The following is a 25,361-nucleotide window of genomic DNA, read 5'->3' as shown; positions in this document are numbered from 1 at the left end:
CACCGGACAAGTCAACACCATCCCCGCCGCCCCGTGGGGCAGGGTCGTCGGTGCGCCGCCGGGTCCGCCGCCGGACCCAGGCGTTACGCTCTGCGCAGCCACCGGGCGCGAACGCCCCGGTGGCGTGCCGGCTTGGCGGGTCGACCCGCCGGCGCCGGCCCGGGACAACACGGCTCCGACGGACCGTGGCAACAGCAGAGAGGTGCGCGCAATGACGCAGCGTGGCCGTGCCACCCGGCCGTCGGGGCCGGCGGGGCGACCCCGCCGGTCCGACGGTCCCCGCGGCGCGGATCGCGGTGGCGCACCCCGCGGCGATCTCGCCGCCCGCCGGACCCGGCTGCGCGAGGTGATCGAGCCGGTGGTCAGCGCCGCCGGCTACGACCTGGAGGACCTGTCCGTCTCCCGCGCCGGCCGCCGGCACGTGGTCCGGGTGATCGTGGGCGCCGACGGCGGGATCAGCCTGGACGCCGTCGCGGACGTCTCCCGGGCGGTCTCCGCGGCGCTGGACGCCGCCGAGGAGGCCGGTGGCGACATCGTCGCCGGGGAATACCAGCTCGAGGTCAGCTCGCCCGGCGTGGACCGTCCGCTCACCCTGCCCCGGCACTGGCGGCGCAACGTCGGCCGGCTGGTCAAGGTCACCGTGCGCGGCGACGCCGGGGACCGGCAGCTCACCGGCCGGATCACGGCCGCCGACGACGAGCGCGTGACGCTGGAGACCGACGCCGGCCCGGCCGCGCACCCCTACCCCGAACTCGGGCCCGGCCGGGTCCAGGTGGAGTTCAACCGCCTGGACGAGGTGGCCGACTCCGACCTCGGTGACGACACCGACATCGACGACGACGAAGATCTGGAGGACGAGGAGAGGTGAACATCGACCTCGCGGCGCTGCGCGCCCTGGAGCGCGAGCGGGAGATCCCGTTCGACACGATCCTCGCGGCGATCGAGACCGCGCTGCTGACCGCCTACCGGCACACCGACGGCGCCGAGCCGCACGCCCGGGTGGAGATCGACCGCAAGAGCGGCGCCGCCTCGGTCTACGCCCAGGAGCTGGACGACGACGGCACGGTGACCCGGGAGTGGGACGACACCCCGCACGACTTCGGTCGGATCGCCGCGATGACCGCCAAGCAGGTGATCCTCCAGCGGCTGCGGGAGGCCACCGACGAGGTGCACTTCGGCGAGTACGTCGGCCGCGACGGCGACCTGGTCACCGGCGTGGTGCAGGCCCACGAGACCCGGCGCGAGAAGGGCATCGTCAGCGTCGACCTGGGCAAGCTCGAGGGCGTCCTGCCGCAGTCCGAGCAGGTTCCCGGTGAGCGCTACGAGCACGGCGAGCGGATCCGCTGCGTGGTCGTGCACGTGGCCAAGGGCATGCGCGGCCCGCAGATCACGCTGTCCCGGTCGCACCCCGCGCTGGTGAAGAAGCTCTTCGCGCTGGAGGTGCCGGAGATCGCCGACGGCACGGTGGAGATCGGCGCGATCGCCCGTGAGGCAGGTCACCGCACCAAGATCGCCGTACGCTCCACCGCCTCCGGCGTCAACGCCAAGGGCGCCTGCATCGGTCCGATGGGGCAGCGGGTGCGTGCGGTGATGAGCGAACTGCACGGCGAGAAGATCGACATCATCGACTGGTCCGACGACCCGGCCACCTTCGTCGGCAACGCGCTCTCGCCGGCCAAGGCCCTGCGGGTCGAGGTGGTCGATCTGGCCAGCCGTGCCGCCCGGGTCACCGTCCCGGATTTCCAGCTCTCGCTCGCGATCGGCCGGGAAGGGCAGAACGCCCGCCTCGCGGCCCGGCTGACCGGTTGGCGGATCGACATCCGGTCCGACGCGGAGCAGCCGGCCCCCGGCGGGCGGGGCGGAGCGGAGCACGTGCCGGAGCCGGGCGGCGCGGTCTCGAGCAGCTAGGGGTAGACTTCTTCAGTGGCACGACGCGCGCTGCCGGAGCGCACCTGTGTGGGCTGCCGGAAACGAGCGCCGGCCAGCGAGTTGTTGCGGGTCGTCGCGATCGGTGACGGGGCTGGTCAGACCAGTCTCCGGCCCGATCCGGCCCGCAGACTGCCGGGTCGGGGAGCGAACATGCACCCCAATCCGGCCTGCTTCACGCAGGCGGTGCGGCGCCGTGCCTTCGGGCGGGCGCTGCGTGTCGCCGGGGTCCCCGACCACGGCGCGCTTGCCGAGCACGTCGACGCGCAACCCCCGACGACCGGTCAACCCGACCGGTCGAGGGTCGCTAGCAAGGTAGGACGACCGACATGAGCACACGATGAAGTCGCAGAAATGACCAGGCTTCAAGTGCACGAGTGAGGTCGCTGCGGGTGCTGCCCGCACGACCTCGGAGTGAGGAGTGCAGTGGCAGGAAAGGCCCGCGTACACGAGCTTGCCAAGGAGCTCGGGGTCGAAAGCAAGACCGTTCTCGCCAAGCTCAAGGAGATGGGCGAGTTCGTCAAGTCCGCCTCCAGCACCGTCGAGGCGCCTGTCGCCCGACGGTTGCGGAACGCGTTCGTGGCGTCCGCCGGTTCGCCGGCGCCCGCCGCCCCGCCGGCAGCCGCGCCCAGCGGCCCGGCACCGACCCCGACGCCCACCCCGACCCCGGGCGCCCCCCGGGTCTCGGCCCGACCGATGCCGCCCCGGCGGCCGACCGCGCCGACCCCTGGACCGAAGCCCAAGGGCCCGGTCCCCGGCCCGCCGCAGCCGGCGACCCCGGTCGCCAAGCCGGCGAGCGCGCACGACATCGAAGTGGCGGCCGCGGAAGCGCGTGCCGCCGCGCTCAAGGCTGAGCAGGAGGCCGCGGTCAAGGCCGCCCAGGCCGCCCGCCAGCAGCAGCGCGAGAACCCGCGCCGGGAGCCTCCGGCCGAGGGCGGTCCCCGCCCCGGTCCGCGTCCCGGCCCGAACGCCATGCCGGCGCGTCCGGGTTCCCCGGCCGCCCGTCCCGGTGGCCCGGGTCAGGGCCCCGGTGCCCGTCCCGGCGGTCGCCCGCCGGCGCGCGGCGCCGGTAACAACCCGTTCGGTATCCAGGGCGGCCAGCAGCAGCGGCCCCCGGCCGCCGGTGGGGGCGGTCCCCGTCCCAGCCCGGCCGGCATGCCGCCGCGGCCCAGCCCGGCGTCCATGCCGCCGCGGCCGAGCCCGGCGTCGATGCCGAGCCAGCGTCCGACCACGGGTCGCCCCGGCGGTCCCGGCGGCGGTCGTGGCGGTCCCGGCGGTGGCGCGGGTCGTCCCGGCGGCGGCGGTGGCTACCGCGGCGGTCCCGGTGGCGGCGGCGGTGGCGGCGGTTACCGCGGCGGTCCCGGTGGCGGCGGCGGTGGCGGTGGCTACCGCGGCGGTCCCGGCGGCGGTGCCGGCGGTGGCGGCGGCGCTCCCGGCGGTGGTTTCCGTCCAGGTGGCGGCGGCGGTCGTCCCGGCGGCGGCGGTCGTGGCCGTGGCGGCGGCGCCGCGGGTGCCTTCGGGCGTCCGGGTGGTCGGCCGACCCGTGGCCGCAAGTCCAAGAAGCAGCGCAGACAGGAGTTCGACAACCTGTCGGCCCCGACCATGTCCTCGGGTGCTCCCCGCGGTCAGGGTCAGGTCGTCCGGCTGTCCCGTGGCGCCTCGCTGTCGGACTTCGCCGACAAGATCAACGCCAACCCGGGTTCGCTGGTCCAGGAGATGTTCAACCTGGGCGAGATGGTGACGGCGACCCAGTCGTGCTCCGACGAGACCCTGCTGCTGCTGGGTGAGCACCTCGGCTTCGACGTGCAGATCGTCAGCCCGGAGGACGAGGACCGCGAGCTGCTCGCGCAGTTCAACATCGACCTCGACGCCGAGGTCGCGGCGGACCGCCTGGTCAGCCGTGCGCCGGTGGTGACCGTCATGGGTCACGTCGACCACGGTAAGACCAAGCTGCTCGACGCGATCCGCAAGGCGAACGTCGTGGCCGGCGAGGCGGGTGGCATCACCCAGCACATCGGCGCCTACCAGGTCCACGTCCCGCACGAGGGCGAGGACCGGGCGGTGACCTTCATCGACACCCCGGGTCACGAGGCGTTCACCGCCATGCGTGCCCGTGGTGCCCAGGTGACGGACATCGTGATCCTGGTGGTGGCGGCCGACGACGGCGTGATGCCGCAGACCATCGAGGCGCTCAACCACGCCAAGGCGGCGGACGTGCCGATCGTGGTCGCGGTCAACAAGGTCGACAAGCCGGACGCGAACCCGGACAAGGTTCGCCAGCAGCTGACCGAGTACGGCCTGGTCGCCGAGGAGTACGGCGGCGACACCATGTTCGTCAACGTGGCCGCGAAGCCGGGCATCGGCATCGACGAGCTGCTGGAGGCCGTCCTGCTGACCGCCGACGCGTCGCTGGAGCTGACCGCTCCGATCGACGGGCCGGCTCAGGGTGTGGCCATCGAGGCGCACCTGGACAAGGGTCGTGGCGCGGTGGCGACCGTGCTGGTGCAGAAGGGCACGCTCCGGGCGGGTGACTCCATCGTCGCCGGTGGGGCGCACGGCCGGGTCCGGGCCATGCTGGACGAGAACGGCAAGCCGGTGGACTACGCCGGCCCGGCACGTCCGGTCATGGTGCTGGGTCTGACCACGGTGCCGGGTGCGGGTGACACCTTCCTGGCCGCCGAGGACGACCGCACCGTGCGGCAGATCGCCGAGCAGCGGCAGGCACGGCGGCGTGCGGCCTCGTTCGCCAACTCCCGTGGCCGGGCCACCCTCGAGACGCTCATGGAGCAGCTCAAGGAGGGCGAGAAGACCTCGCTCAACCTGGTGCTCAAGGGCGACGGCTCCGGTTCCGTGGAGGCGCTCGAGGACGCGCTGTTCAACCTCGACATCCCGGAGGAGGTCCAGCTTCGGATCATCCACCGGGGCGTGGGTGCGATCACCGAGAGCGACGTCATGCTCGCGAGCGCCTCGAACGAGGCGGTCACGATCATCGGCTTCAACGTGCGGGCCGCCAACAAGGTCCGCGAGATCGCCGACCGCGAGGGCGTGGAGATCCGGTACTACACGGTCATCTACCAGGCCATCGAGGAGATCGACGCCGCGCTCAAGGGTCTGCTCAAGCCGGAGTACGAGGAGGTCGAGCTGGGCACCGCGGAGATCCGCGACGTCTTCCGCTCGTCCAAGATCGGCAACATCTCCGGCTGTATCGTCCGGTCCGGTCTCATCCGCCGCAACGCCAAGGCGCGTCTGCTGCGGGACGGGGCGGTCGTGGCGGACAACCTCACGATCAGCTCCCTGAAGCGGTTCAAGGACGACGCGACCGAGGTCCGCGAAGGCTTCGAGTGTGGTCTGACGCTGGGCGGTTACAACAACGTCCAGGTCGGCGACGTCATCGAGACCTTCGAGATGCGGGAGAAGCCGCGCGCCTGAGGTGATGTGCACGACGGTCGACGGCCGGGGCCTTCGGGTCCCGGCCGTCGCCGTTTCCGCAGGCTGCGACAATCTCCGGCGTGATCGGGTACGCACTGCTCCTCGCCCCCTCCGCCAACCGCGTCTACGCCGACGCGGCCGTCCGGCTGGCCCGCGCCGAACTGACCGTGTTCGCCCGCTCGGGCGTGCTCGAGGTGGCGCCGGGCGACGTCGACGTCACCCGGATCGGCGGGGTCGACTACCTGACCTTCACCGCGCCCGAACCCGGCCTCGGCACCCGGGACCTGGCCCACCTGGCGAACCTGTCGGCGGCGTACGCGCTCTTCGAACGGGTCGGCGACCTGCTCCGGCCGGTGCCGCTGCACCCGCTGGCCGCGTACGACTCGGACCTGATCACCATCCCCAAGTACGCCGGGAAGACCAACGAGCAGTTCACCCGGCTGCTGCTCAACGTCACGCTGCTCGCCTCCGCCGCCGCGCCCCGGATGCTCGACGGCGGGCTCGTGGTGCTGGACCCGCTCTGCGGCCGGGGCACCACGCTCAACCAGGCGCTCATGTACGGCCACGACGGCATCGGCGTCGAACGCGACAGCCAGGACGTGGAGGCGTACGCCGGGTTCCTGCGCACCTGGCTGCGCCGCAAGCGACTCAAGCACACCGCGGAGACCACGTCGGTGCGCCGGGACCGCAAGCTGGTCGCCCGACGTTTCGAGGCGGTGCTCTCGCCGTCGAAGGACGCGCACCGGGCCGGCGTCACCCAGCGGGTCGTCGTGCTGAACACCGACACCACCCGGGCCCGCGAGGTGCTGCGCCCCCGGTGCGCCGACGTGATCGTCACCGACGCCCCGTACGGAGTGGCGCACGGCAGCCGCACTGGCCAGGGCCTGTCCCGCAGCCCACTGGAGCTGCTCGCCGCCGCCGTACCGGTGTGGCGTGAGCTGCTGCGCCCGGGCGGCGCCCTGGGGCTGTCCTGGAACACGCACGTGGCGCCGCGCGCCGAGGCGGAGGCGGTGTTGACCGCCGCCGGCCTGCGGGTGGTCGACGGGCCCGGCTGGCGGGACCTCGCCCACCGGGTCGACCAGGCCATCGAGCGGGACGTGCTGGTCGCGGTCGCGCCGTAATCGGGTGCCACGTGAACCGCGCGCCGCGTACCGTTGCTCGCCGTGTATACCGGAACCGCGTTGTTCGACCTGTTGCTCCCGGGCGACTCCCGCTCCCTGAAGGCCAAGCGGTCCTACGTCCGGCCGATCATCGCCGCGCTGCGCAAGTTCGAGGTCTCGGCCGCCGAGGTCGGGGCGCTCGACCTGCACGGCCGGGCCGAGATCGGGGTGGCCGTGGTGGCCGCCGAACCGGCGCACGTCCGTGAGGTGCTCGACTCCTGCGAGCGGCTGGTCGCCGCCCGCCCGGAGACCGAGCTGCTGTCGGTGCGCCGCCGCCTGCACGGCGCGGACGACTGACACCGTCGGCGCGTCGCGCGGCAGCCCGGCCGTGCCGCGCGCCGCCCCGTGGGGCGCGGGTAATGTTCTCGGACGTTGGGCGGTCGGGCCCGGGCGCAGCCCGTCCCCGGCCGGCGGTTTCCCGATCGCGGCGTCAGGCGCGCCGGGGTCGTAGGAACAGTGATCGTGGAGGTGGGGGACATGTCGGATCCGGCCAAGGTACGCCGGCACGCGGAGCGCGTCCGTGAACTCGTCGCGTCGGTGGTGCGGAGCCAGATCAAGGACCCCCGGCTCGGCATGATCACGATCACCGACGCCCGGATCACCGCCGACCTGCGCGACGCCACCGTCTTCTACACGGTGCTCGGCGACGCGGCGGCCCAGGCGAGCACCGCCGCCGCGCTGGAGAGCGCCAAGGGCATGCTGCGCAGCACGGTCGGCAAGGCGCTCGGGCTGCGGCACTCGCCGACGCTGACCTTCGTCCTCGACGACGTGCAGAACCAGGTCAAGCACATCGACGACCTGCTCACCGCCGCCCGCTCCGCCGACGCCGAGGTGCAGCGGCTGGCCGCCAAGGCCGCCTACGCGGGCGACGCCCAGCCGTACCGGGTGGAGGAGGACGACGAGGACGAGCCGGCCGAGGGCGCGTCGTCGACGGACGACGAGCCGCGCGGCGGCGACCGGCGGTGACCGAGGCCGTCGAGGACGCCGAGGCCGGTGCGCCGGCCGCCGCCGGGCCTGACGACGCCGCGGCGGGCGGTCCCACCGACGCCGACTGGGCGGCCGCCGTCGCGGCGGTACGCGACCTCCGCGCCGACGCGCGGGTGCTGCTCATCTGCCACGTCAACCCGGACGGGGACGCGCTCGGGAGCATGCTCGGCTTCGCGTTGGGCCTGCGCCGGCTCGGCGTACGTCAGCTCCAGGCCACGTTCCCCGGCCCGGCGGGCGTGCCCGAGCCGTTCCGCTGGCTGCCCGGCGTGGAGCTGCTGGTGTCGCAGGACGACGCCTACCCGGACCCGGACCTGGTGATCTGCTTCGACGCGGCGAGCGAGTCCCGGCTCGGTGACCTGGCCGACCGGCTGGCCACCGCGGGCACGGCGCTGGTGCTCGACCACCACGCCTCGAACACCGGCTTCGGCACCGTCAACCTGGTCGACCCGCACGCGGCGGCCACCTCCGTGGTGGCCCTGGGGCTGCTGGACCGGCTCGGGGTGACGGTGGACGCTCCGACGGCGACCGGCCTCTACGTGGCGCTGACCACCGACACCGGCTCGTTCCGCTTCGAGGCGACCACCCCCGCCGTGCACGAGATGGCCGCGCGTCTGCTGGCCACCGGCATCCGGCCGGGCGACATCTCCCGGCAGGTGTTCGACACCCGCCCGTTCGGCGCCGTCCGGCTCTTCGGCGAGGTGCTCGGCCGGGCCACGCTCGAACCGGCGGCCGCCGCCGGGCACGGCCTGGTCTGGACGTACGCGACCCACGACGACCTGGCCCGCCACGACCAACCGGCGTACGTGCTGGAGGCGCTGATCGACTCCGTTCGCTGCACCGCGGAGGCCGATGTGAGCTGTGTGGTCAAGCAGTCCGGGGAGGCCGAGTGGGCGGTCTCGCTGCGCAGCAAGGGCGCGGTCGACGTGAGCCGGGTGGCCGTGGGGCTCGGCGGCGGCGGGCACCGGTTCGCGGCCGGCTTCACCGGTCGCGGCCCGATCGACGCCGTGGTGGCAGGCATCCGCGCCGCCCTCCCCACCGCCGTGCTGATTCCCCGCGCCTGAACTCGCGCCGGTCGGGCGCTGCCCCGGGCGTAGTCGAGTCCAGCGGTAGCAGTGAAGGTGGCGCTTCAGTCGTCGCCTGCCGGCCGAGGCGCAGGAGTCCATGCGTTCCTGTCCCCGGCTCTGGCGAGGCCCGAGGCTGCGCCGGGCCGGCGGGTGGAACGCTACGGGTGTCTGGTTGCACTTGAGGCACCCATGCCGTTCCACCCGCGAGGTCTGTGGTCGGCGGGTGGAACGCTACGGGTGTCTGGTTGCACTTGAGGCACCCATGCCGTTCCACCCGCGAGGTCTGCGGCCGGCGGGTGGAACGTGATGGGTGTCTGCGGCGTCGGGATGCTCCGGTCAGGGCCGAGCGGTCGGGCGTCCGGACGGCTGTGGTGTCGCACCCCGGCGTGCCGGGTGGGCGGGATGTCCGGTTCGGCGGTGGTCGGTGGCACCCTGGCGGCGGAATGGCCGGCGGGGGCCCGGCGTTGTATCCCCGTGACCGGCCGAGGAAGGTGGGCGCGCCCCGGCGCGCCGCCGGCCCCGCCCCCGAGGGAATGACGGTGGCCGCCCGGTCGTTACACACACTCCCGGCACCCGCGACGAGGCAGCGTCCTGCCCCGCGAGCATGCCGGATCCCCCAGTCTTCTGAGCGCCTGACGGTGCCCCCGCACCCCCGTCCCCCCGACGGGGTGCGTCGACCCCCGAATGGAGCCCCCACCATGAACACGATCCTGCGTAAGAGCATCCTGGGTGTTGCCGGTCTGGCCTTTACCGGTGGTGTGTTCGCCGGTCCGATCGCCGCGCACGCCGAGCCCGCCCACGCCGGCACCACGCCGGTCGCGGTGGCGAGTGTGCAGGGTGAGCAGTCCACCATCGCGCTGAATGACGAGCAGACCGCCAACGTCAAGGCGATCATCGCCGCGACGAAGAAGGCCGGCCTGCCCGAGCGCGCCGCGGTCGTCTCGATCGCCACCGCCCTGCAGGAGTCGAAGCTGGAGAACCTGGGCCACCTCGGCGACCGCAATGACCACGACTCGCTGGGCCTGTTCCAGCAGCGCCCCTCCAGCGGTTGGGGCAGCCCGGAGCAGATCACCGACCCCGAGTACTCCACCCTGGCGTTCCTCAAGGGGCTGAAGCAGGTCGACGGCTGGCAGGACATGCCGCTGACCAAGGCCGCCCAGACCGTGCAGGTCTCGGCCTACCCGGACGCCTACGCCCAGTGGGAGAAGCAGGCCACCGACCTCGTCAACCAGCACTGGACCAAGTAAGCACACACGTGAAGGCCGGCACCCGAACGACGGGTGCCGGCCTTCTGCGTTTCGCGGCAATCACGAGGCGTGCCGGCCTTCCCGCCTTACGTCACGCTGGGGACAATCGGGTGATGGATCATCCCCCCGAGCTCACCGCCGAGGCGCCCCGGGTCTGGGACCGGCCGGTCGTCTCCGTACCGGTGCTGATCTGCCTTTCGCTGGTCGGTGGTCAACTGCCGTCGTTCTCGACCGCGGCGAACCTCTACATCCTCGGCACCGGCGGGGGGCTGATCTGGGTCGGCCTGAGCAACCGGGTTCCCCGGCGTCCGGCGCCACGTCGGCTGTCCTCGGCCGCGCTGTGGTGGCTGCTGCCGGTCACCGTCTTCGGGGTCTTCGAGGGGGCCACCTTCGTGCTGTCCGTGGGCGACGAGTTTCCCACGTTCTCCCGGCTGGCCGACCCGCTGCTCGAGGACCACCTGGCCCGCTCGGCGGCCTGGTTCGCCTGGCTGGCGGCGTTCTGGGGACTGGTGCGCCGATGATGCGCGCGCTGGCCATCGGCGGCTTCCTGACCGCAGTGCTGCTGTTCGCGGCCGTGGAGTGGGCCGCACGCCGCGAGGGGTCGCGCATCCCGTCCCTCGCCGACGTCTGCGCCTTCGTCATGCGCTACGAGGTGGGGCCGGTGCCGGTGGGCCGGATCGGTCTGTTCGGCTTCTGGTGGTGGCTGGGCTGGCACTTTCTCGCCCGCTGAGACGCCGCCGGAAAAGGGGTTGCCCTGTCCGCATCGCGGGAACAGTGGGCACTATCTGGAAAGTGAACGTTAATTTGGGTGAGGGATCGGCGCTTCGCGGCGCTGGTCACGGGCGGTGGTGCCACACCCGGCGCCGCCTCTCTCCAGGGTCAGACCGACCCGGGCTCACGCTGCCAGGCGAGCCGCTCCGGTGATCCCGGACCGCTGGCCGGGCGCGCAGCAGACCGACGACTCCGGTCGCGGCGTGACGGTTGTCGCGCCGTCGACGACGGGGCGCCGGACGCCCGCAGGGCCGCCGTGTCTCGGTGGTCCGCACCCTGGAAGGACACTCCATGCCGAGCAAGCGCAAGCCGCAGACCGAGACCACCACCGACGAGGCGCGCGAGCAGATGCGTCGCGCGCTGCAGACCTCGATGGACACCCGCCAGTGACGCAGGCCGTCCGGCGGTGACGCCGGCCGGCCGGGGCATCGCGGCACCGTGATCGGCCCCTCGCCGGCGTCACCGCCGCACCGGTCGCCGAAAGCCGGCGACCATCTCGGCCCGAATCGCATCCCGCCGACCTGAGCCCGGCCCCCTGACCGCGGAGCCGAGCCCGCCGGTTCGGAGTCGGTTTCCGTGAGCGGGAGCGGGAGCCTGCCGGTGCAGAGCTGGCTTCCGTGAGCGGGAGGCCGAGCCCGCCGGTGGGAGCCGTGTCCGCCGGGCCGGAGCCCGCGCGTCGGGCCGCCACGTCCCGGGAGCGGTGGCGCTACCGTCACCCGATGCGCCGCATCCTCGTCGTCGGCAGCTCCGGTGCCGGCAAGAGCACCCTCGCCGGGGAGCTGGCCCGGCGACTCGACCTGCCGCTGATCCACCTCGATCGCCACTACTGGCGGCCCGGCTGGGTCGCACCGACCGGCGACGAGTTCCGCGCCGAGGTGGCCGCGCTGGCCGCCCGCCCGGCCTGGGTGATGGACGGCAACTATGCCGGCACGCTCGACCTCCGGCTGCCCCGCGCCGACCTGCTGGTGCTCTGCGAGCCGCACCGGCTGCGGTGCCTGGTGCGGGTGCTGCGTCGCCGCTGGGCCCGCCGCGTCGCGCCCCGGCCCGACCTTCCCGAGGGCTGCCCGGAGCGCGTCGACGTCGGCCTCCTGCGCTACGTCTGGCGCTACCCGCGTCACTCCCGTCCCCGGGTGCTGGGAGCCGTCGCCGCCTACGCCCCGGGCCTACCGGTGCGCCGGTTGCGCGACCGGCGGGACGTGGCCCGCTTCCTGGCGGGGTGGGGTAAGCAGCCCTAGGGGTTGCGGCCCTTACTCGGCGCGTGCCACGATCGGCGGCGATGAGCAGCACCGTCGCACCCGCCACCGCCGTGTCGCCCCGGCGGATCGCCGCGCTCGCGCTCCCCGCCCTGGTGGTGCTGGCCGCGGAGCCGCTCTACGTCCTCGTCGACACCGCGGTGGTCGGTCACCTGGGCCGGGTGCCGCTCGCCGCGCTCGCCGTCGGCGGCACGGTCATGACGCTCACCGCGTGGATCGGCACCGTCGTGGCGTACGGCACCACCGGGCGGTCGGCCCGCCGGTTCGGCGCCGGCGACCGGGCCGCCGCGGTGGCCGAGGGCGTTCAGGCGTCCTGGCTGGCGCTGACCGCCGGGCTGCTGGTGGCGGTCGCCATCGCGTTCGGCGGGGGCGCGCTGGCGCGTACCCTCGCCGGCGGTCCCGGCGAGGTGGCCGACGCCGCCGCCGGATGGCTGCGGATCGCGGCGCTCGGCGCGCCCGGCCTGCTGCTCGCGGCCGCCGGCAACGGCTGGCTGCGGGGCATCCAGGACACCCGCCGGCCGCTGCTGTTCGTGCTCGCCCCCAACCTGCTCTCCGCGCTGCTCTGCCCGCTGCTCGTCTATCCGGCGGGCCTCGGCCTGGTCGGTTCCGCCGTGGCCAACGCGGTCGCGCAGACACTCTCCGGTGGCCTCTTCGCGGCCGCGCTGGTGCGGGAGCGGATCGCGCTGCGACCCCGACCACGGGTGATCGGGCAGCAGCTGGTGCTCGGCCGGGACCTGCTGGTCCGCGGCGTCGCGTTCCAGGCGAGCTTCCTGTCCGCCACCGCGGTCGCGGCCCGCTTCGGCGCCGCCGCCGTGGGGGCGCACCAGATCGCCGTACAACTCTGGTTCTTCACCGCGTTGGTGCTGGACGCCCTCGCGATCGCCGCGCAGGCGCTGGTCGGCGCCGCGCTCGGCGCCGGCGACGCGGCCGGCGCGCGGTTCCTCGCGCGCCGCGTCGCGTTGCTCGGCGGCCTGTGCGGCGTGGCGTTCGCGGTGCTGATCGCCGCCGGCGCCGGTCTGGTGCCGTCGTTGTTCAGCTCCGATCCGCAGGTACGCGAACAGGCCATGGTGGCCTGGCCCTGGCTGGTGGCGCTCCAGCCGATCGGTGGCGTGGTGTTCGCCCTCGACGGGGTGCTGATCGGCGCCGGCGACGTGCGCTACCTGCGCAACCTCACCATCGTGGCCGCGTTCGGCGGGTTCCTGCCGGCGATCTGGCTGGCCTACGGCCTCGACCTCGGGCTCGGCGGGATCTGGGCCGGGTTGACGCTGTTCGTGGTGCTGCGGCTGGTCGCGTTGCTGCTGCGGCTGCGCTCCGGCGCCTGGGTGGTGGTCGGCGCGGTCCGCTGACCGGCGGCGGTATCCCCCGCAGGGCCGATCACCGCCGTCTGGCAGGCTTGGCGGTCGTGAGCACAGACGGTCTGATCGTGGTCGACAAGCCCGGCGGCATGACGTCGCACGACGTGGTGGCCCGGATCCGCCGGCTGGCCCGGACCCGCCGGGTGGGGCACGGCGGCACGCTGGACCCGATGGCCACCGGCGTCCTGGTGATCGGCGTCGGGCGGGCGACCCGGCTGCTCACCTACGTGATCGGCGCCGGCAAGAGCTACGCCGCCACGATCCGGCTGGGCCAGTCCACGGTCACCGACGACGCCGAGGGCGACGTGATCGCGAGCACCCCGGCCGGCGCGGTCACCGACGACGCGGTGCGGGCCGCGCTGGCGGCGTTGACCGGCGAGATCGACCAGGTGCCCAGCGCGGTCAGCGCCATCAAGATCAACGGTGAGCGGGCGTACAAGCGGGTCCGCGACGGGGAGGCGGTCGAGCTGCCGGCCCGGCGGGTCACCGTGTCCCGGCTGGAGGTGCGGGAGATCCGGCGGGACACCCCGGACGTGGTCGACGTGGACGTGGACGTGACCTGCTCGTCCGGGACGTACATCCGGGCCCTCGCCCGGGACACGGGCCTGGCGCTCGGGGTCGGCGGCCACCTCACCGCGCTGCGCCGCACCGCGGTCGGCGGCTTCGACCTGGCCGAGGCGGCCACCCTGGCGCAGCTCGAAGAGCGCGCGCCGGAGGTGGTCAACCTGCCGCTGGACGCCGCCGCCGCGCGGTTCTTCCCGCGCCGGGACGCGACCGGGGCGGAGGCGCGGACGCTGTCGCACGGCGGGCCGCTGGACCCGGCCGGGATCGCCGGCCCGTACGCGGTCTTCGACCCGGCGGGCGGGTTGATCGCTATCGTCAGCGAGCGGGACGGGCGGGCCCGCGCGGAGATCGTCCTGGCCCCGGCCTGACGGCGCGCGGGCGGACAGGGGAGAGGATCGGCATGCAGCGGTGGCGGGGGTACGAGGCGGCGCCCGGCGGCTGGGGGCGCTCGGTGGTCACCATCGGCGTCTTCGACGGGGTGCACCAGGGGCATCAGGCCACCATCGGTCACGCCGTGGCGCGCGCCCGCGAGCTGGGCGTCAAGTCGGTGGTGGTGACGTTCGACCCGCACCCGGCCGAGGTGGTGCGCCCCGGCTCGCACCCGGCGGTGCTCACCGAACCGGCCCGCAAGGCGGAGCTGATCGAGGCGCTCGGCGTGGACGTGCTCTGCGTGGTGCCGTTCACCGTCGAGTTCTCCCGGCTGCCGGCCGAGGCGTTCGTGCACGACATCCTGGTCGAGCACCTGCACGCCGCGCTGGTGGTGGTCGGCGACAACTTCCGGTTCGGGCACCGGGCGGCGGGCGACGTGGCGCTGCTGGAGCGGCTCGGCCGCACCTTCGGCTTCGGGGTGGAGGGCGCGCCGCTGGTCGCCGAGGCGGGCACGGTCTTCTCCTCCACGTACATCCGGTCCTGCGTCGACGCGGGCGACGTGCGCGCGGCGGCGGCGGCGCTCGGCCGACCGCACCGGGTCGAGGGTGTGGTGGTCCGCGGCGACCAGCGCGGACGTGAGCTGGGTTACCCCACCGCCAACCTGCTGACCCACCGGTACGCGGCGGTGCCCGCCGACGGGGTGTACGCGGCCCGGCTGGTGCGCCGCGGCGGCGAGCCGCTGGCGGCGGCGGTCTCGATCGGCACCAACCCGACGTTCTCCGGCCGGGAGCGCCGGGTGGAGGCGTACGCGCTGGACTTCAGCGGCGACCTGTACGGCGAGCGGCTGGCCCTGGACTTCGTGGCGCACCTGCGCGAGCAACGGACGTACGACGCGATCGAGCCGCTGGTCGCCCAGATCGCCGAGGACGTGGAGCGCACCCGCCGGGTGGTGTCCTGACCGCGCCCCGGGCTGGGGCTGGTAGGGTGGGGGAGACGTCGGCTGACCGACGGGGGCCTCGCGTGCCTGCACGACGCCGCGGGTGCGAGGAACCGGTCCGTCGCACCGGTCACACGACCGCTCCGACGGACCTCATCGAACCACCCACGAAACAGGGAGAACATGGCGCTCGACCAGGAAGCCAAGGCCAAGATCCGCCAGGAGTACGCGACCGCCGAGGGCGACACCGGTTCGCCGGAGGTGCAGGTCGCGGTCCTGACCAAGCGGATCGCGGAGCTGACCGAGCACCTGAAGGTGCACAAGCACGACCACCACAGCCGCCGTGGGCTGCTGCTGCTGGTCGGCCGGCGCCGTCGGCTGCTCAACTACGTCCAGAAGAAGGACATCAACCGCTACCGGTCGCTCATCGAGCGGCTCGGCCTGCGCCGATGACCTGACGGGGGAGTGGCCGCTCGGCCGCTCCCCCGTTCCGGTACCACCAGAAAGAACCCCGGCCGCGCGACGACCCGAGAGGGAGCCGGTCAGCACCGGTCTCCGGTAGTGGCCCCCGGGAATCCCGGCAACATGCCGGCCCACCCGGGCGCTTCGATCGAAGACCGGCCGCCTGAGCAGTTCCCGTGTCGTCGGCCGACGACGCGAAGGAGCACCACAGCACATGACCGAGACCAACCTCGGCACCGAATCCCGCACCGCCGTGATCGACAACGGGTCCTTCGGCACCCGTGAGATCACCTTCTCCACCGGCCGGCTGGCCCGGCAGGCCGCCGGCTCCGTCGTCGCCCAGCTCGGCGAGACGGTCGTCCTCTCCGCCACCACCGCCGGCAAGCAGCCGCGCGAGTCGTTCGACTTCTTCCCGCTGACCGTCGACGTCGAGGAGCGGATGTACGCCGCGGGCCGGATCCCCGGCTCGTTCTTCCGCCGCGAGGGCCGGCCCAGCGAGGACGCCATCCTCACCTGCCGGCTGATCGACAGGCCGCTGCGCCCGTCCTTCGTCAAGGGCCTGCGCAACGAGGTCCAGGTCGTCGAGACCATCCTCGCGCTCGACCCGCAGCACCCGTACGACGTGGTGGCCATCAACGCCGCCTCGATGTCGACCAAGCTCTCCGGCCTGCCGTTCTCCGGCCCGATCGGGGCCACCCGGGTCGCGCACGTGGACGGCCAGTGGGTCGCCTTCCCGACCCTGGAGGAGCTGGCCCGGGCCACCTTCGACATGGTCGTGGCCGGTCGCACCCTGGCCGACGGCGAGGTCGCGATCATGATGGTCGAGGCCGAGGCCACCCCGAACGCGGTGGCCCTGATCTCCGACGGCGCGACCGCGCCGACCGAGGAGATCGTGGCCAGCGGCCTGGAGGCCGCCAAGCCGGCCATCCGTGAGCTGTGCCGGGCGCAGAGCGAGCTGGCCGAGGTGGCCGCCAAGCCGGTCGCCGAGTTCCCGATCTTCCTGGACTACCAGGACGACGTGTACGACGCGGTGGCCGACGTGGCCCGCGCCGAGGTCACCGAGGCGCTGAAGATCGCCGGCAAGGCCGACCGCGAGGAGGCCCTGGACCGGATCAAGGCCAAGGTCGCCGACGAGCTGGGCGGCCGCTTCGAGGGCCGCGAGAAGGAGCTCTCCGCCGCCTTCCGTTCGCTGAGCAAGTCCGAGGTCCGCAACCGGGTGCTGCGCGAGCAGGTCCGGATGGACGGCCGCGGCCCGCGCGACATCCGGCCGCTGACCGCCGAGGTCGGCGTGCTGCCGCGGGTGCACGGCTCGGCGCTGTTCGAGCGCGGCGAGACCCAGATCCTGGGCGTCACCACGCTGAACATGCTGCGCATGGAGCAGATGGTGGACACGCTGTCCCCGGAGAACCGCAAGCGCTACATGCACAACTACAACTTCCCGCCCTACTCGACCGGTGAGACCGGCCGGGTCGGCTCGCCGAAGCGGCGCGAGATCGGTCACGGCGCGCTGGCCGAGCGGGCGCTGATCCCGGTGCTGCCGTCGCGCGAGGAGTTCCCCTACGCGATCCGGCAGGTCTCCGAGGCGCTCGGCTCCAACGGCTCCACCTCGATGGGTTCGGTCTGCGCCTCGACGCTGGGCCTGCTCTCGGCCGGTGTGCCGCTGAAGGCGCCGGTCGCCGGCATCGCCATGGGCCTCATCTCCGACGAGGTCGACGGCAAGACCCAGTACGTGACGCTCACCGACATCCTCGGTGCCGAGGACGCGTTCGGCGACATGGACTTCAAGGTCGCCGGCACCCGTGACTTCGTCACCGCGCTCCAGCTCGACACCAAGCTCGACGGCATCCCGTCGGACGTGCTGGCCGCCGCGCTCCAGCAGGCGCACGAGGCCCGGCAGACGATCCTCGACGTGATGCAGCGGGCCATCGAGGCCCCGGCCGAGATGTCGGACTACGCGCCGCGGGTCACCACCGTCAAGATCCCGGTCGACAAGATCGGCATGGTGATCGGCCCGAAGGGCCAGACCATCAACGCCATCCAGGACGAGACCGGCGCCGAGATCTCCATCGAGGACGACGGCACCATCTACGTCGGCGCGACCAACGGCCCGTCGGCCCAGGCCGCGGTGGACCGGATCAACGGCATCGCCAACCCGACCCTGCCGAAGGTGGGGGAGCGGTTCCTCGGCACCGTGGTGAAGACCGCCGCGTTCGGCGCCTTCATCTCGCTCCTGCCCGGCCGCGACGGCCTGCTGCACATCTCCAAGGTGGGCGACGGCAAGCGGGTCGAGAAGGTCGAGGACTTCCTCAACGTCGGCGACAAGGTCGAGGTCGAGATCGCGGACATCGACGCCCGCGGCAAGATCTACCTGGACAAGATCCGTCCGGAGGGCGCCGAGGCGCCGGCCGCCGGTGAGGCCGCCGGCGGCGAGCGTCCGGCCGGCCGGGACCGCGGCGGCGACCGCGGCCCGCGCGGTGACCGGGGTGGCGACCGCGGCGGTGACCGTGGTGGCGACCGCGGTGGTGACCGGGGCGGCGAGCGCCGCTCGGAGGGTGGCGAGGGCGGCGACCGTCCGCGTCGCCGCACCCGGCACAGCTGATCACCGACCGGCCCGGGTGACGTACGCGTCACCCGGGCCGGCCCACGGCTCCAGGTCGCGCGGCGGGCTGGAGCCGTCGTTCGTCCCACCCCCCTTCGTGGCACGGAGAGCAGGTCTGTCGTGAGTTCGTCCTCCCCGGCACGGGCGGTCACCCGCACCCTCAGCGACGACCCGCTCGGCGGCACCGTCCGCCGCACCGTGCTGCCCAGCGGGCTGCGGGTGCTCACCGAGGCGATCCCGGCGATGCGCAGCGTCTCGTTCGGCATCTGGGTGGCGGTCGGCTCCCGCGACGAGACCGGGCCGCAGGCCGGCGCCGCGCACTTCCTGGAGCACCTGCTCTTCAAGGGCACCAAGAAGCGCAGCGCGCTGGAGATCTCGGCCGAGATCGAGGCGGTGGGCGGCGAGACCAACGCGTTCACCACGAAGGAATACACCTGCTACTACGCGCGGGTGCTCGACGAGGACCTGCCGCTGGCCATCGACGTGATGTGCGACGCGGTCGCCGACTCGGTGCTGGCCGCCGCCGACGTGGAGACCGAGCGCGGGGTCATCCTCGAAGAGATCGCCATGCACGACGACGAGCCCGGCGACGAGGTGCACGACCTCTTCGCCCGCGCGATCTACGGCGACCACCCGCTGGGCCGGCTGATCTCCGGCACCGAGGAGACGGTCACGCCGATGACCCGGCGGCAGATCCAGGGCTTCTACCGCAGCCGCTACACCGCGCCGCAGATCGTCATCGCCGCCGCCGGCAACCTCGACCACGCCGCAGTGGTCAAGCTGGTCCGGCAGGCGCTGCGGGGCACCCCGCTGGACACCGACCCGGCCGCGCCGGCGCCGCACCGGGCGACCACCCCGGCGGTACGCACGAAGCCGGCCACCACCCTGGTCGAGCCGAAGGAGACCGAGCAGGCGCACGTCCTGCTCGGCTGCCCGGCCATCGACCGCACCGACGACCGGCGCTTCGCCCTGGGCGTGCTCAACAACGTGCTCGGCGGCGGCATGTCCAGCCGGCTGTTCCAGGAGATCCGGGAGCAGCGCGGGCTCGCCTACTCGGTCTACTCCTACGCCAGCCAGTACGCCGACAGCGGCGTGTTCGCCGTCTACGCCGGCTGCGCGCCCGGCAAGGTCGACGAGGTGCTGGACCTGACCCGCGCCGAGCTGGCCCGGGTGGCGGCCGAGGGCGTCACCGAGGTCGAACTGGCCCGGGGCAAGGGGATGAGCAAGGGCTCCTTCGTGCTGGGGCTGGAGGACACCGGGTCGCGGATGAGCCGGCTGGCCAAGGGTGAGCTGCTCTACGGCAACCTGATGCCCGTCGACGAGCTGCTGGCCCGGGTGGACGCGGTGACGCTGGCCGACGTGAACGGCCTGGCGGCCGAGCTGCTCGGCCGGCCGATGTCGCTGGCCGTGGTCGGCCCGTTCGACTCCGGCGCCTTCACCGTCGGTCGCTGACCGGCCGTCCGGTGTCCCGGACCGGCGGGTACGGCGCGTCCCGATTGGGATAGGTTGTGCCCCGTGACTGACGTGCGGGAGAAGGGCCCGGCCGAGGCGGCCCGGGTCGGCGTGCTGGGTGCCCGGGGCCGGATGGGCATGGAGGTCTGCAAGGCGGTCGACGGCGCACCGGACCTGGAGCTGGTCGCGGCCGTCGACCAGGGCGACGACCTGACCGAGGTCGCCGATGCCGGGGCCGGCGTGGTCGTCGACTTCACCACCCCGGACGCCGTCATGGACAACCTGCGCTGGTGCGTGGAGCGGGGCGTCCACGCCGTGGTGGGCACCACCGGCTTCACCGAGCAGCGGCTGGACCAGGTGCGCGGTTGGCTGGCCGACCGGCCCGGGGTGGGTGTGGTGATCGCCCCCAACTTCGGCATCGGCGCGGTGCTGATGATGCAGTTCGCGGCCCGCGCGGCGCGGCACTTCGAGTCGGTCGAGATCGTCGAGCAGCACCACCCGCGCAAGCTGGACGCGCCGAGCGGCACCGCCACCCACACCGCCCGGCTGATCGCCGCGGCCCGCGCCGAGGCCGGTCTCGGCCCCGCGCCGGACGCCACCCGCGACGAGGTGGCCGGCGCCCGCGGCGCCGACATCGACGGGGTACGCGTGCACGCGGTGCGCGCCACCGGCCTGGTCGCCCACCAGGAGGTGCTGTTCGGCACCACCGGCGAGACGCTGACCATCCGGCACGACTCGTACGACCGGGCCTCGTTCATGCCCGGCGTGCTGCTGGCGGTGCGCGAGGTCGTCCGCCGGCCCGGTCTCACCGTCGGCCTGGACGCCCTGCTCGACTAGGCCCCGTTTCCCGCAGGTGCGCAACGGCGATCAAGCGGGAGCGCCCGGGACGGGTGCAGGCTGGGCGCATGAACCGGAACGACGGGCTCACCGGCCTCCTCGACGTCCTCCAGGCGGCGCTCGACGACCCGTCGGCGGGCCCGGCGGGGCTGGCCGCCCGGGCTCACCTGTCCCGGTTCCACTTCGACCGGCTGGTCGCCGCGGCCACCGGCGAACCGCCGGGCGCGCTGCGCCGGCGCCTGCTCCTGGAACGGGCGGCGTACCGGCTCGTCACCAGCGACCGGACCGTCCTCGACGTCGCGGTCGAGGCCGGGTACGGCTCGCACGAGGCGTTCACCCGTGCCTTCCACCGGTCGTACGGCGTCGCCCCGACCGCGGTCCGGCGGCGCCCGCCGCTGGTCTTCCGCGATCTGGAGCTGCCCTGCCCGAGCGGCGTCCACTTCCAACCGCCCGGTGGCCTGCGGCTGCCGGCCGCCCGTCAGGAGACCCCGATGAACGTGCTCCAAAACCTGGTCGACCACCACGTCGAGACCCTCACCGCGATCATCGACCGGGCCGGCGGCCTCGACGAGCAGGTGCTCGACCGGCCGGTCACGGTGTCCGTGGAGACGATCGACGACGAGCCGACGCTCCGTTCGCTGATCAACGCGATGGTCACGCAGGAGGAACACTGGCTGTCGGCGCTGCGCGGCGGCGACTGGCCCGACGAGAGCGACCGGTCGGTGCGCGGCCTGGCCGCCCGGCACGCGGTCGCCGGGCGCGACTGGCGGGCGTTCGTGGCGCGGACGCTCGCCGACGGCACCCTGGCGGACACCTTCGTCGACACCACCTGCACGCCACCGACCACCCACACGCTGGGCGGGACCATCGGCCACGTGATCACCTTCGCCGCGGTACGCCGGACCCTGGCGATCGGTGCCCTGCGCAGCGCCGGTGTCACCGACCTTGGCGCCGGCGACCCCCGGCCGTACCTCGACCACGCCGCCGGCGCGTAAGGAGGGCCCCCTGTTAACGCATTCTGCATAACAGGGGGCCCCTCCTAACCACGCCGGCTGCGGCGGCTCGGCGAAATGGATGGTCGGCCGGGGGACCGGCTCCTAGGCTGGCGGTCATGATCGACTCTGGAGAGCATGACCGCTCCGGCCGCCGGGTGACCCTGCGCCCGGTGGGCGACGACAACTGGCGGCCGGTGGCCGACGTGGCGCCGCGCGACGACCAGCGCGCGTTCGTGGCGGCGCTGGCCGCCCGCTACCTGCTGCTGACCGCGCACTCGGACGTCTGGACATCGCTGGCCGTCTACGCCGACGAGACCGTGGTGGGGCACGTCATGTGGGGCGTGGACGACGACGGCTCCCGCTGGATCGGGGGCATGGTGATCGACGCCGCCGAGCAGGGCCGGGGCCTGGGTCGCGCCACGGTGCGCACGCTCACCGGCTGGCTCGCCGAGGCCGGCCACCCGATCCGCCTCAGCTACCACCCCGACAACACCGCGGCGGCAGCCCTCTACACCTCCCTCGGCTTCCACCCCACGGGTGCCATGGAGGACGACGAACTGGTAGCCGAACTCCCCCCGTCCTGACCCGCCCCCGCCTGGGTCCGGGCCGTCGATCATGAAGTTGGCGGCAGTGGGGGAGATCCACAAGGCCGCCAACTTCATGATCGACGCACGGGCGCGGGCGCGGGGGTGCGGGGGGAGAGGGGGGAGTGGGGGGTGCGGGGGGTGGGGATGTGGGCTGGGTTGAGAGAGGGCGGGAGGTCGGTCAGGGTGGGGTGGCCGGTGTGGTCGACGGACGCGGTGACCGGGGTGCCGGCGATGCGCAGGTTCGACGCGCTCAGCGCGCCCAGCTCGGGGCCGGCCAGCGGGCGCAGGTCGACCCGGCCGTTCGGCACGTCGGGGTAGACGCCCAGGCCGGCCTGGAGCAGCAGCACGGACGCCGCGGCGGACCAGGCCTGCGGGCGGCAGGCGGCCGGGTAGGGCACCGGCCGGCCGAGCGTCGCCCGGTCGTCGCCGCCGTACAGCTCTGGCAGGCGGTAGTCGAACGCCTCGGCGGCGGCGAGCAGGCCGTCGGCGAGCCGGAGCGCCGCCGCCCGGTGCCCGTCGCGGGCCAGCCCGGCGAGCACGATCGCGGTGTCGTGCGCCCAGATCGAACCGCAGTGGTACGACAGCGCGCTGAAGCCGGCGTCGTCGGTGGACATGGTGCGCAACCCGAAGCCGCCGGCCATCGCCTCGGTGGAGAGCAGCGCCGCGACCTGGGCCGACTCGGCGTCCGACAGCAGCCCGGTGCCGAGCAGGTGGCCGATGTTGCTGGTCAGTGAGTCCACCGGTCGCTTGTCCCGGTCCAGCGCCAGCGCGGGCTGCGGGCCGTGCCGGCCGTCGACCCAGAACGTGGCCCGGAACCGTTCGGCGAGCCGGTCGGCGTGGTCGCGCCAGCGGTCGGCGCCCGGGCGGCCGAACGCGTCCAGCAGCTCCGCCCCGTCCGTCGCCGCCCGGTACGCGTACCCCTGCACCTCGGCCAGCACGATCGGCGGCGCGGCCAGCCGGCCGTCGCGGAAGCGCACCGCGTCGCCGGAGTCCTTCCAGCCCTGGTTGGCCAGGCCGTGGCCGGTGGTGTCGACGTACTCGACGAAGCCGTCGCCGTCGGCGTCGGCGTGCTCGCCGAGCCAGCGCAGCGCCGCCTCCAGGTGCGGCAGCAGCGGCTCGACCTGGTCGGCGGGCAGACCCCAGCGCCAGGCGTCGTGCAGCAGGTTGACCCAGAGCATGGTGGCGTCGACGGTGCCGTAGTAGGCCGGCGGCAGCCGGAGCCCCTGGTTCGGGGCGAACTCGTGCCGGCGCAGCTCGTGCAGGATCTTGCCGGGCTGCTCGCCGGTGGCCGGGTCGACGCGGACGCCCTGCCGGCGGGCCAGCACCCGCAGCGTGCCGGCGGCCAGGTCGGTGCCGAGCGGCAGCATCATCCGGGCGGCCCAGAGGCTGTCCCGGCCGAAGAGGGTGAGGAACCAGGGGACGCCGGCACCGAGGAAGACGTCCTCCGGGTGAGCCGGTTCGGCCAGCCGCAGCCCGTGCAGGTCGGCGAGGGAACGGTCGAGTAGCCGAAGCAGCCGGCGGTCGTCGGCGTCGACCCGCGGCTCGGCCCAACCGGCGTCGGCCGGCGCTGCGGTCACCACCGCGCGCGGGTCGGTGACGGTGAGCCGCCAGCGCAGCGTGACCGCGGCGCCGGGCATGACGGTCACCGGCCAGCTCAGGCGCGGTGTGACGGCCCGGTCCCCGGCGGCGTCCACGGTGGCGCCCTCGCCGGTCACGGTGACGGTCAGCCCGTCGGCGGCCCACCGCACCCGGTCCGGCTCACCGAACTCCGCCGTCAGCGGCGTGACCGAGCGGCCGATCTTGACGTGCTCGATCGGGGCGAGGTCGCAGGCCAGGTCGACGGTGACGGTGGTGTGCACCGGGTCGGCGGCGGTGGAGGACACGACGATGTCCTCGGTGAGACCACCCGGGCCGGCCTGCCGGGTGCGCTCGACCCGGACGGTCGGGTCGGGGGTGGGGTCGCCGAGCCAGCGGGCCAGGCCGACGAAGCGGGCGCCGTGCGGGCCGGCGGCGCCGTGCCCGATCGTCTCCGGCTCCCGCTCGTCGAGGCGCAGCTCGGCCCGGGACAGCACCCGGGCGTCGGCGTGGAAGACACCCTGGACGCCGTGCGGGCGGAGTTGACCGGCCGCGTCGCCCAGCGCGCTGGTGGGGGCGTGCGCCACGCCGACCAGGTCGTGCAGCAGCGGTTGGAGGTGGCGTTCGGTCACGGGGGAACTCCTGGTGCTGATCGGTGGCGACGGACGTCTTGACAGATGGCCGTGGCCGGGTGCACAGTGCGAAACATTCCAGAAACTTTGAACGATCTAATCCTGCCCCATCGGCATTGGATCGTTCAAGGTAGGCGAGAGGGATTTCGTGGGAGAAAAGGTAACCATCGCAACGGTGGCCCGGCATGCCCAGGTCAGCCGGCAGACCGTCTCCAACGTGCTCAACACGCCGCACATCGTCCGCGAGGACACCCGACGCCGGGTGCGCGAGGCGATCGTCGCGCTCGGCTACCGGGCCAACCAGGCCGCCCGGCAGATGCGGACCGGGCGGTCCCGGCTGATCGCCGTCCGCATCGAACCCACCCGCGACGGCATCAACGGCTCGGTCCTCGACCGCTTCCTGCACGGTCTCACCGAGACCGCCGACGCCGCCGGCTACCGGGTGCTCCTCTACACCGCCGTCGGTGACGACCAGGAGATCGCCACCTACGACGACCTGCTCGGCGCGTACGACCTGGACGCGTTCGTGCTCACCGGCACCAAGCACGGCGACCCGCGCACCGCGTGGCTGGCCGAACGGGAGGTGCCGTTCGTGACGTTCGGCCGGCCCTGGGACACCCCGGAGGCCCACCCCTGGGTCGACGTCGACGGCGCCACCGGCACCGCCCAGGCCACCCGGCACCTGCTCGCCGCCGGGCACCGCCGGATCGCCTTCCTCGGCTGGCCCGCCGGCTCGGGCGTCGGCGACGACCGGCGCGCCGGCTGGCGTACCACGATGGCGGAGGTCGGCCTGGACGGCGCCGCACCGGACCGCGCCACCGAGGACGGCATCGCCGAGGGGGAGCGCGAGGCGCGCGCGCTGCTCGCCCTCGACGCACCGCCGACCGCAGTGGTCTGCGCCAGCGACTCGCTGGCCCTCGGCGCCTGGCAGGCCGCCCGGGACACCGGTACCGACCTCGCGGTCGTCGGCTTCGACGACACCCCGGTGGCCGCCGCGGTCGGGCTGAGCAGCGTCAGCCAACCGCTCGGTGAGGCCGCCGCCCGCTGCGTCGAGCTGCTCACCGGCGTGCTCGACGGCCAGCCACGAGACCCCCAGCTCCTGCTCCATCCCGCGCTGGTGCTCCGGCACTCGGCGTGATCCCATCCCCCACCAGGAGAGA

23 protein-coding genes are annotated in these 25,361 nt (G+C 73.9%); 22 read left to right on the top strand and 1 reads right to left on the bottom strand.

Annotated features, from left to right (window positions below):
- The first annotated feature begins 211 nt into the window (after positions 1 to 211).
- The 21 genes from rimP to GA0070213_RS27660 all read left to right on the top strand — a co-directional run bounded on the left by rimP (position 212) and on the right by GA0070213_RS27660 (position 21,991).
- Positions 212 to 868 carry a ribosome maturation factor RimP gene (gene rimP, locus GA0070213_RS27760; RefSeq protein WP_091071066.1) on the top strand — a complete coding sequence of 219 codons (657 nt, stop codon included), beginning with the start codon at positions 212 to 214 and terminating at the stop codon, positions 866 to 868.
- Complete coding sequence (gene nusA / locus GA0070213_RS27755) at positions 865 to 1,908, top strand: transcription termination factor NusA (RefSeq protein WP_091071064.1); 1,044 nt, start codon at positions 865 to 867, stop codon at positions 1,906 to 1,908. Before rimP ends, nusA begins: the two co-directional genes overlap by 4 nt.
- Before the next feature lie 15 nt (positions 1,909 to 1,923).
- Complete coding sequence (locus GA0070213_RS27750; protein ID WP_091071061.1) at positions 1,924 to 2,259, top strand: YlxR family protein; 336 nt, start codon at positions 1,924 to 1,926, stop codon at positions 2,257 to 2,259.
- Between the two features lie 93 nt (positions 2,260 to 2,352).
- Complete coding sequence (gene infB / locus GA0070213_RS27745) at positions 2,353 to 5,355, top strand: translation initiation factor IF-2 (protein ID WP_091071058.1); 3,003 nt, start codon at positions 2,353 to 2,355, stop codon at positions 5,353 to 5,355.
- Positions 5,356 to 5,435: 80 nt separating this feature from the next.
- Entirely contained in the window at positions 5,436 to 6,476 is a 1,041-nt protein-coding gene (locus GA0070213_RS27740; RefSeq protein WP_091071056.1) for a TRM11 family SAM-dependent methyltransferase, read from the top strand.
- Positions 6,477 to 6,518: 42 nt separating this feature from the next.
- Positions 6,519 to 6,812 (top strand): DUF503 domain-containing protein, encoded by a 294-nt coding sequence (locus GA0070213_RS27735; RefSeq protein WP_091071054.1) that lies wholly within the window; start codon positions 6,519 to 6,521, stop codon positions 6,810 to 6,812.
- A 180-nt stretch (positions 6,813 to 6,992) separates the two neighbouring features.
- The gene (gene rbfA / locus GA0070213_RS27730) at positions 6,993 to 7,481 is read left to right on the top strand and encodes a 30S ribosome-binding factor RbfA (RefSeq protein ID WP_091071157.1); all 489 of its coding nucleotides are present in this window, start codon (positions 6,993 to 6,995) and stop codon (positions 7,479 to 7,481) included.
- The gene (locus tag GA0070213_RS27725) at positions 7,478 to 8,563 is read left to right on the top strand and encodes a DHH family phosphoesterase (protein ID WP_091071051.1); all 1,086 of its coding nucleotides are present in this window, start codon (positions 7,478 to 7,480) and stop codon (positions 8,561 to 8,563) included. The genes rbfA and GA0070213_RS27725 overlap by 4 nt, the downstream gene beginning before the upstream one ends.
- A 701-nt stretch (positions 8,564 to 9,264) precedes the next feature.
- Positions 9,265 to 9,813 (top strand): hypothetical protein, encoded by a 549-nt coding sequence (locus GA0070213_RS27720; RefSeq protein ID WP_091071049.1) that lies wholly within the window; start codon positions 9,265 to 9,267, stop codon positions 9,811 to 9,813.
- A gap of 113 nt (positions 9,814 to 9,926) precedes the next feature.
- Entirely contained in the window at positions 9,927 to 10,334 is a 408-nt protein-coding gene (locus GA0070213_RS27715) for a hypothetical protein (RefSeq protein WP_091071047.1), read from the top strand.
- A complete protein-coding gene (locus tag GA0070213_RS27710) occupies positions 10,334 to 10,543 on the top strand; it encodes a DUF6186 family protein (protein WP_175441532.1) in 210 nt (69 codons plus the stop codon). The genes GA0070213_RS27715 and GA0070213_RS27710 overlap by 1 nt, the downstream gene beginning before the upstream one ends.
- Positions 10,544 to 11,303: 760 nt before the next feature.
- Positions 11,304 to 11,819 (top strand): P-loop NTPase family protein, encoded by a 516-nt coding sequence (locus GA0070213_RS27705; RefSeq protein WP_091071155.1) that lies wholly within the window; start codon positions 11,304 to 11,306, stop codon positions 11,817 to 11,819.
- A gap of 41 nt (positions 11,820 to 11,860) precedes the next feature.
- Complete coding sequence (locus tag GA0070213_RS27700; protein WP_091071041.1) at positions 11,861 to 13,183, top strand: MATE family efflux transporter; 1,323 nt, start codon at positions 11,861 to 11,863, stop codon at positions 13,181 to 13,183.
- A 56-nt stretch (positions 13,184 to 13,239) separates the two neighbouring features.
- Complete coding sequence (gene truB, locus GA0070213_RS27695) at positions 13,240 to 14,124, top strand: tRNA pseudouridine(55) synthase TruB (RefSeq protein WP_091071039.1); 885 nt, start codon at positions 13,240 to 13,242, stop codon at positions 14,122 to 14,124.
- A gap of 32 nt (positions 14,125 to 14,156) precedes the next feature.
- Positions 14,157 to 15,083, top strand: coding sequence for a bifunctional riboflavin kinase/FAD synthetase (locus tag GA0070213_RS27690; protein WP_091071038.1), 927 nt, complete (start codon positions 14,157 to 14,159; stop codon positions 15,081 to 15,083).
- Positions 15,084 to 15,245: 162 nt separating this feature from the next.
- Positions 15,246 to 15,515 (top strand): 30S ribosomal protein S15, encoded by a 270-nt coding sequence (gene rpsO, locus GA0070213_RS27685; protein WP_013284678.1) that lies wholly within the window; start codon positions 15,246 to 15,248, stop codon positions 15,513 to 15,515.
- A 223-nt stretch (positions 15,516 to 15,738) separates the two neighbouring features.
- A complete protein-coding gene (locus tag GA0070213_RS27680) occupies positions 15,739 to 18,123 on the top strand; it encodes a polyribonucleotide nucleotidyltransferase (protein WP_091071035.1) in 2,385 nt (794 codons plus the stop codon).
- A 120-nt stretch (positions 18,124 to 18,243) separates the two neighbouring features.
- Entirely contained in the window at positions 18,244 to 19,575 is a 1,332-nt protein-coding gene (locus GA0070213_RS27675; RefSeq protein WP_091071032.1) for a M16 family metallopeptidase, read from the top strand.
- Between the two features lie 63 nt (positions 19,576 to 19,638).
- Positions 19,639 to 20,412: a 4-hydroxy-tetrahydrodipicolinate reductase gene (gene dapB / locus GA0070213_RS27670; protein ID WP_091071029.1), complete on the top strand. Its 774-nt coding sequence runs from the start codon at positions 19,639 to 19,641 to the stop codon at positions 20,410 to 20,412.
- 68 nt (positions 20,413 to 20,480) lie between these two features.
- Positions 20,481 to 21,407 carry a helix-turn-helix domain-containing protein gene (locus GA0070213_RS27665; protein ID WP_091071027.1) on the top strand — a complete coding sequence of 309 codons (927 nt, stop codon included), beginning with the start codon at positions 20,481 to 20,483 and terminating at the stop codon, positions 21,405 to 21,407.
- A 116-nt stretch (positions 21,408 to 21,523) separates the two neighbouring features.
- Positions 21,524 to 21,991 (top strand): GNAT family N-acetyltransferase, encoded by a 468-nt coding sequence (locus GA0070213_RS27660; protein WP_091071024.1) that lies wholly within the window; start codon positions 21,524 to 21,526, stop codon positions 21,989 to 21,991.
- Between the two features lie 74 nt (positions 21,992 to 22,065).
- Here the strand turns inward: GA0070213_RS27660 and GA0070213_RS27655 are convergent, their stop codons facing one another.
- Complete coding sequence (locus GA0070213_RS27655; RefSeq protein WP_091071022.1) at positions 22,066 to 24,201, bottom strand: amylo-alpha-1,6-glucosidase; 2,136 nt, start codon at positions 24,199 to 24,201, stop codon at positions 22,066 to 22,068.
- 175 nt (positions 24,202 to 24,376) lie between these two features.
- On the opposite strand from GA0070213_RS27655, the gene GA0070213_RS27650 reads away from it, so the two are divergent.
- Positions 24,377 to 25,339 carry a LacI family DNA-binding transcriptional regulator gene (locus GA0070213_RS27650; RefSeq protein ID WP_245716579.1) on the top strand — a complete coding sequence of 321 codons (963 nt, stop codon included), beginning with the start codon at positions 24,377 to 24,379 and terminating at the stop codon, positions 25,337 to 25,339.
- Positions 25,340 to 25,361 lie beyond the last annotated feature (22 nt).

Origin of the sequence: Micromonospora humi (genome assembly GCF_900090105.1) — a bacterium.
In the GTDB taxonomy this organism is placed as follows: domain Bacteria; phylum Actinomycetota; class Actinomycetes; order Mycobacteriales; family Micromonosporaceae; genus Micromonospora; species Micromonospora humi.
The sequence above is the reverse complement of the archived record's forward strand: the minus strand, read 5'-3'. Positions and strand labels throughout refer to the sequence as shown.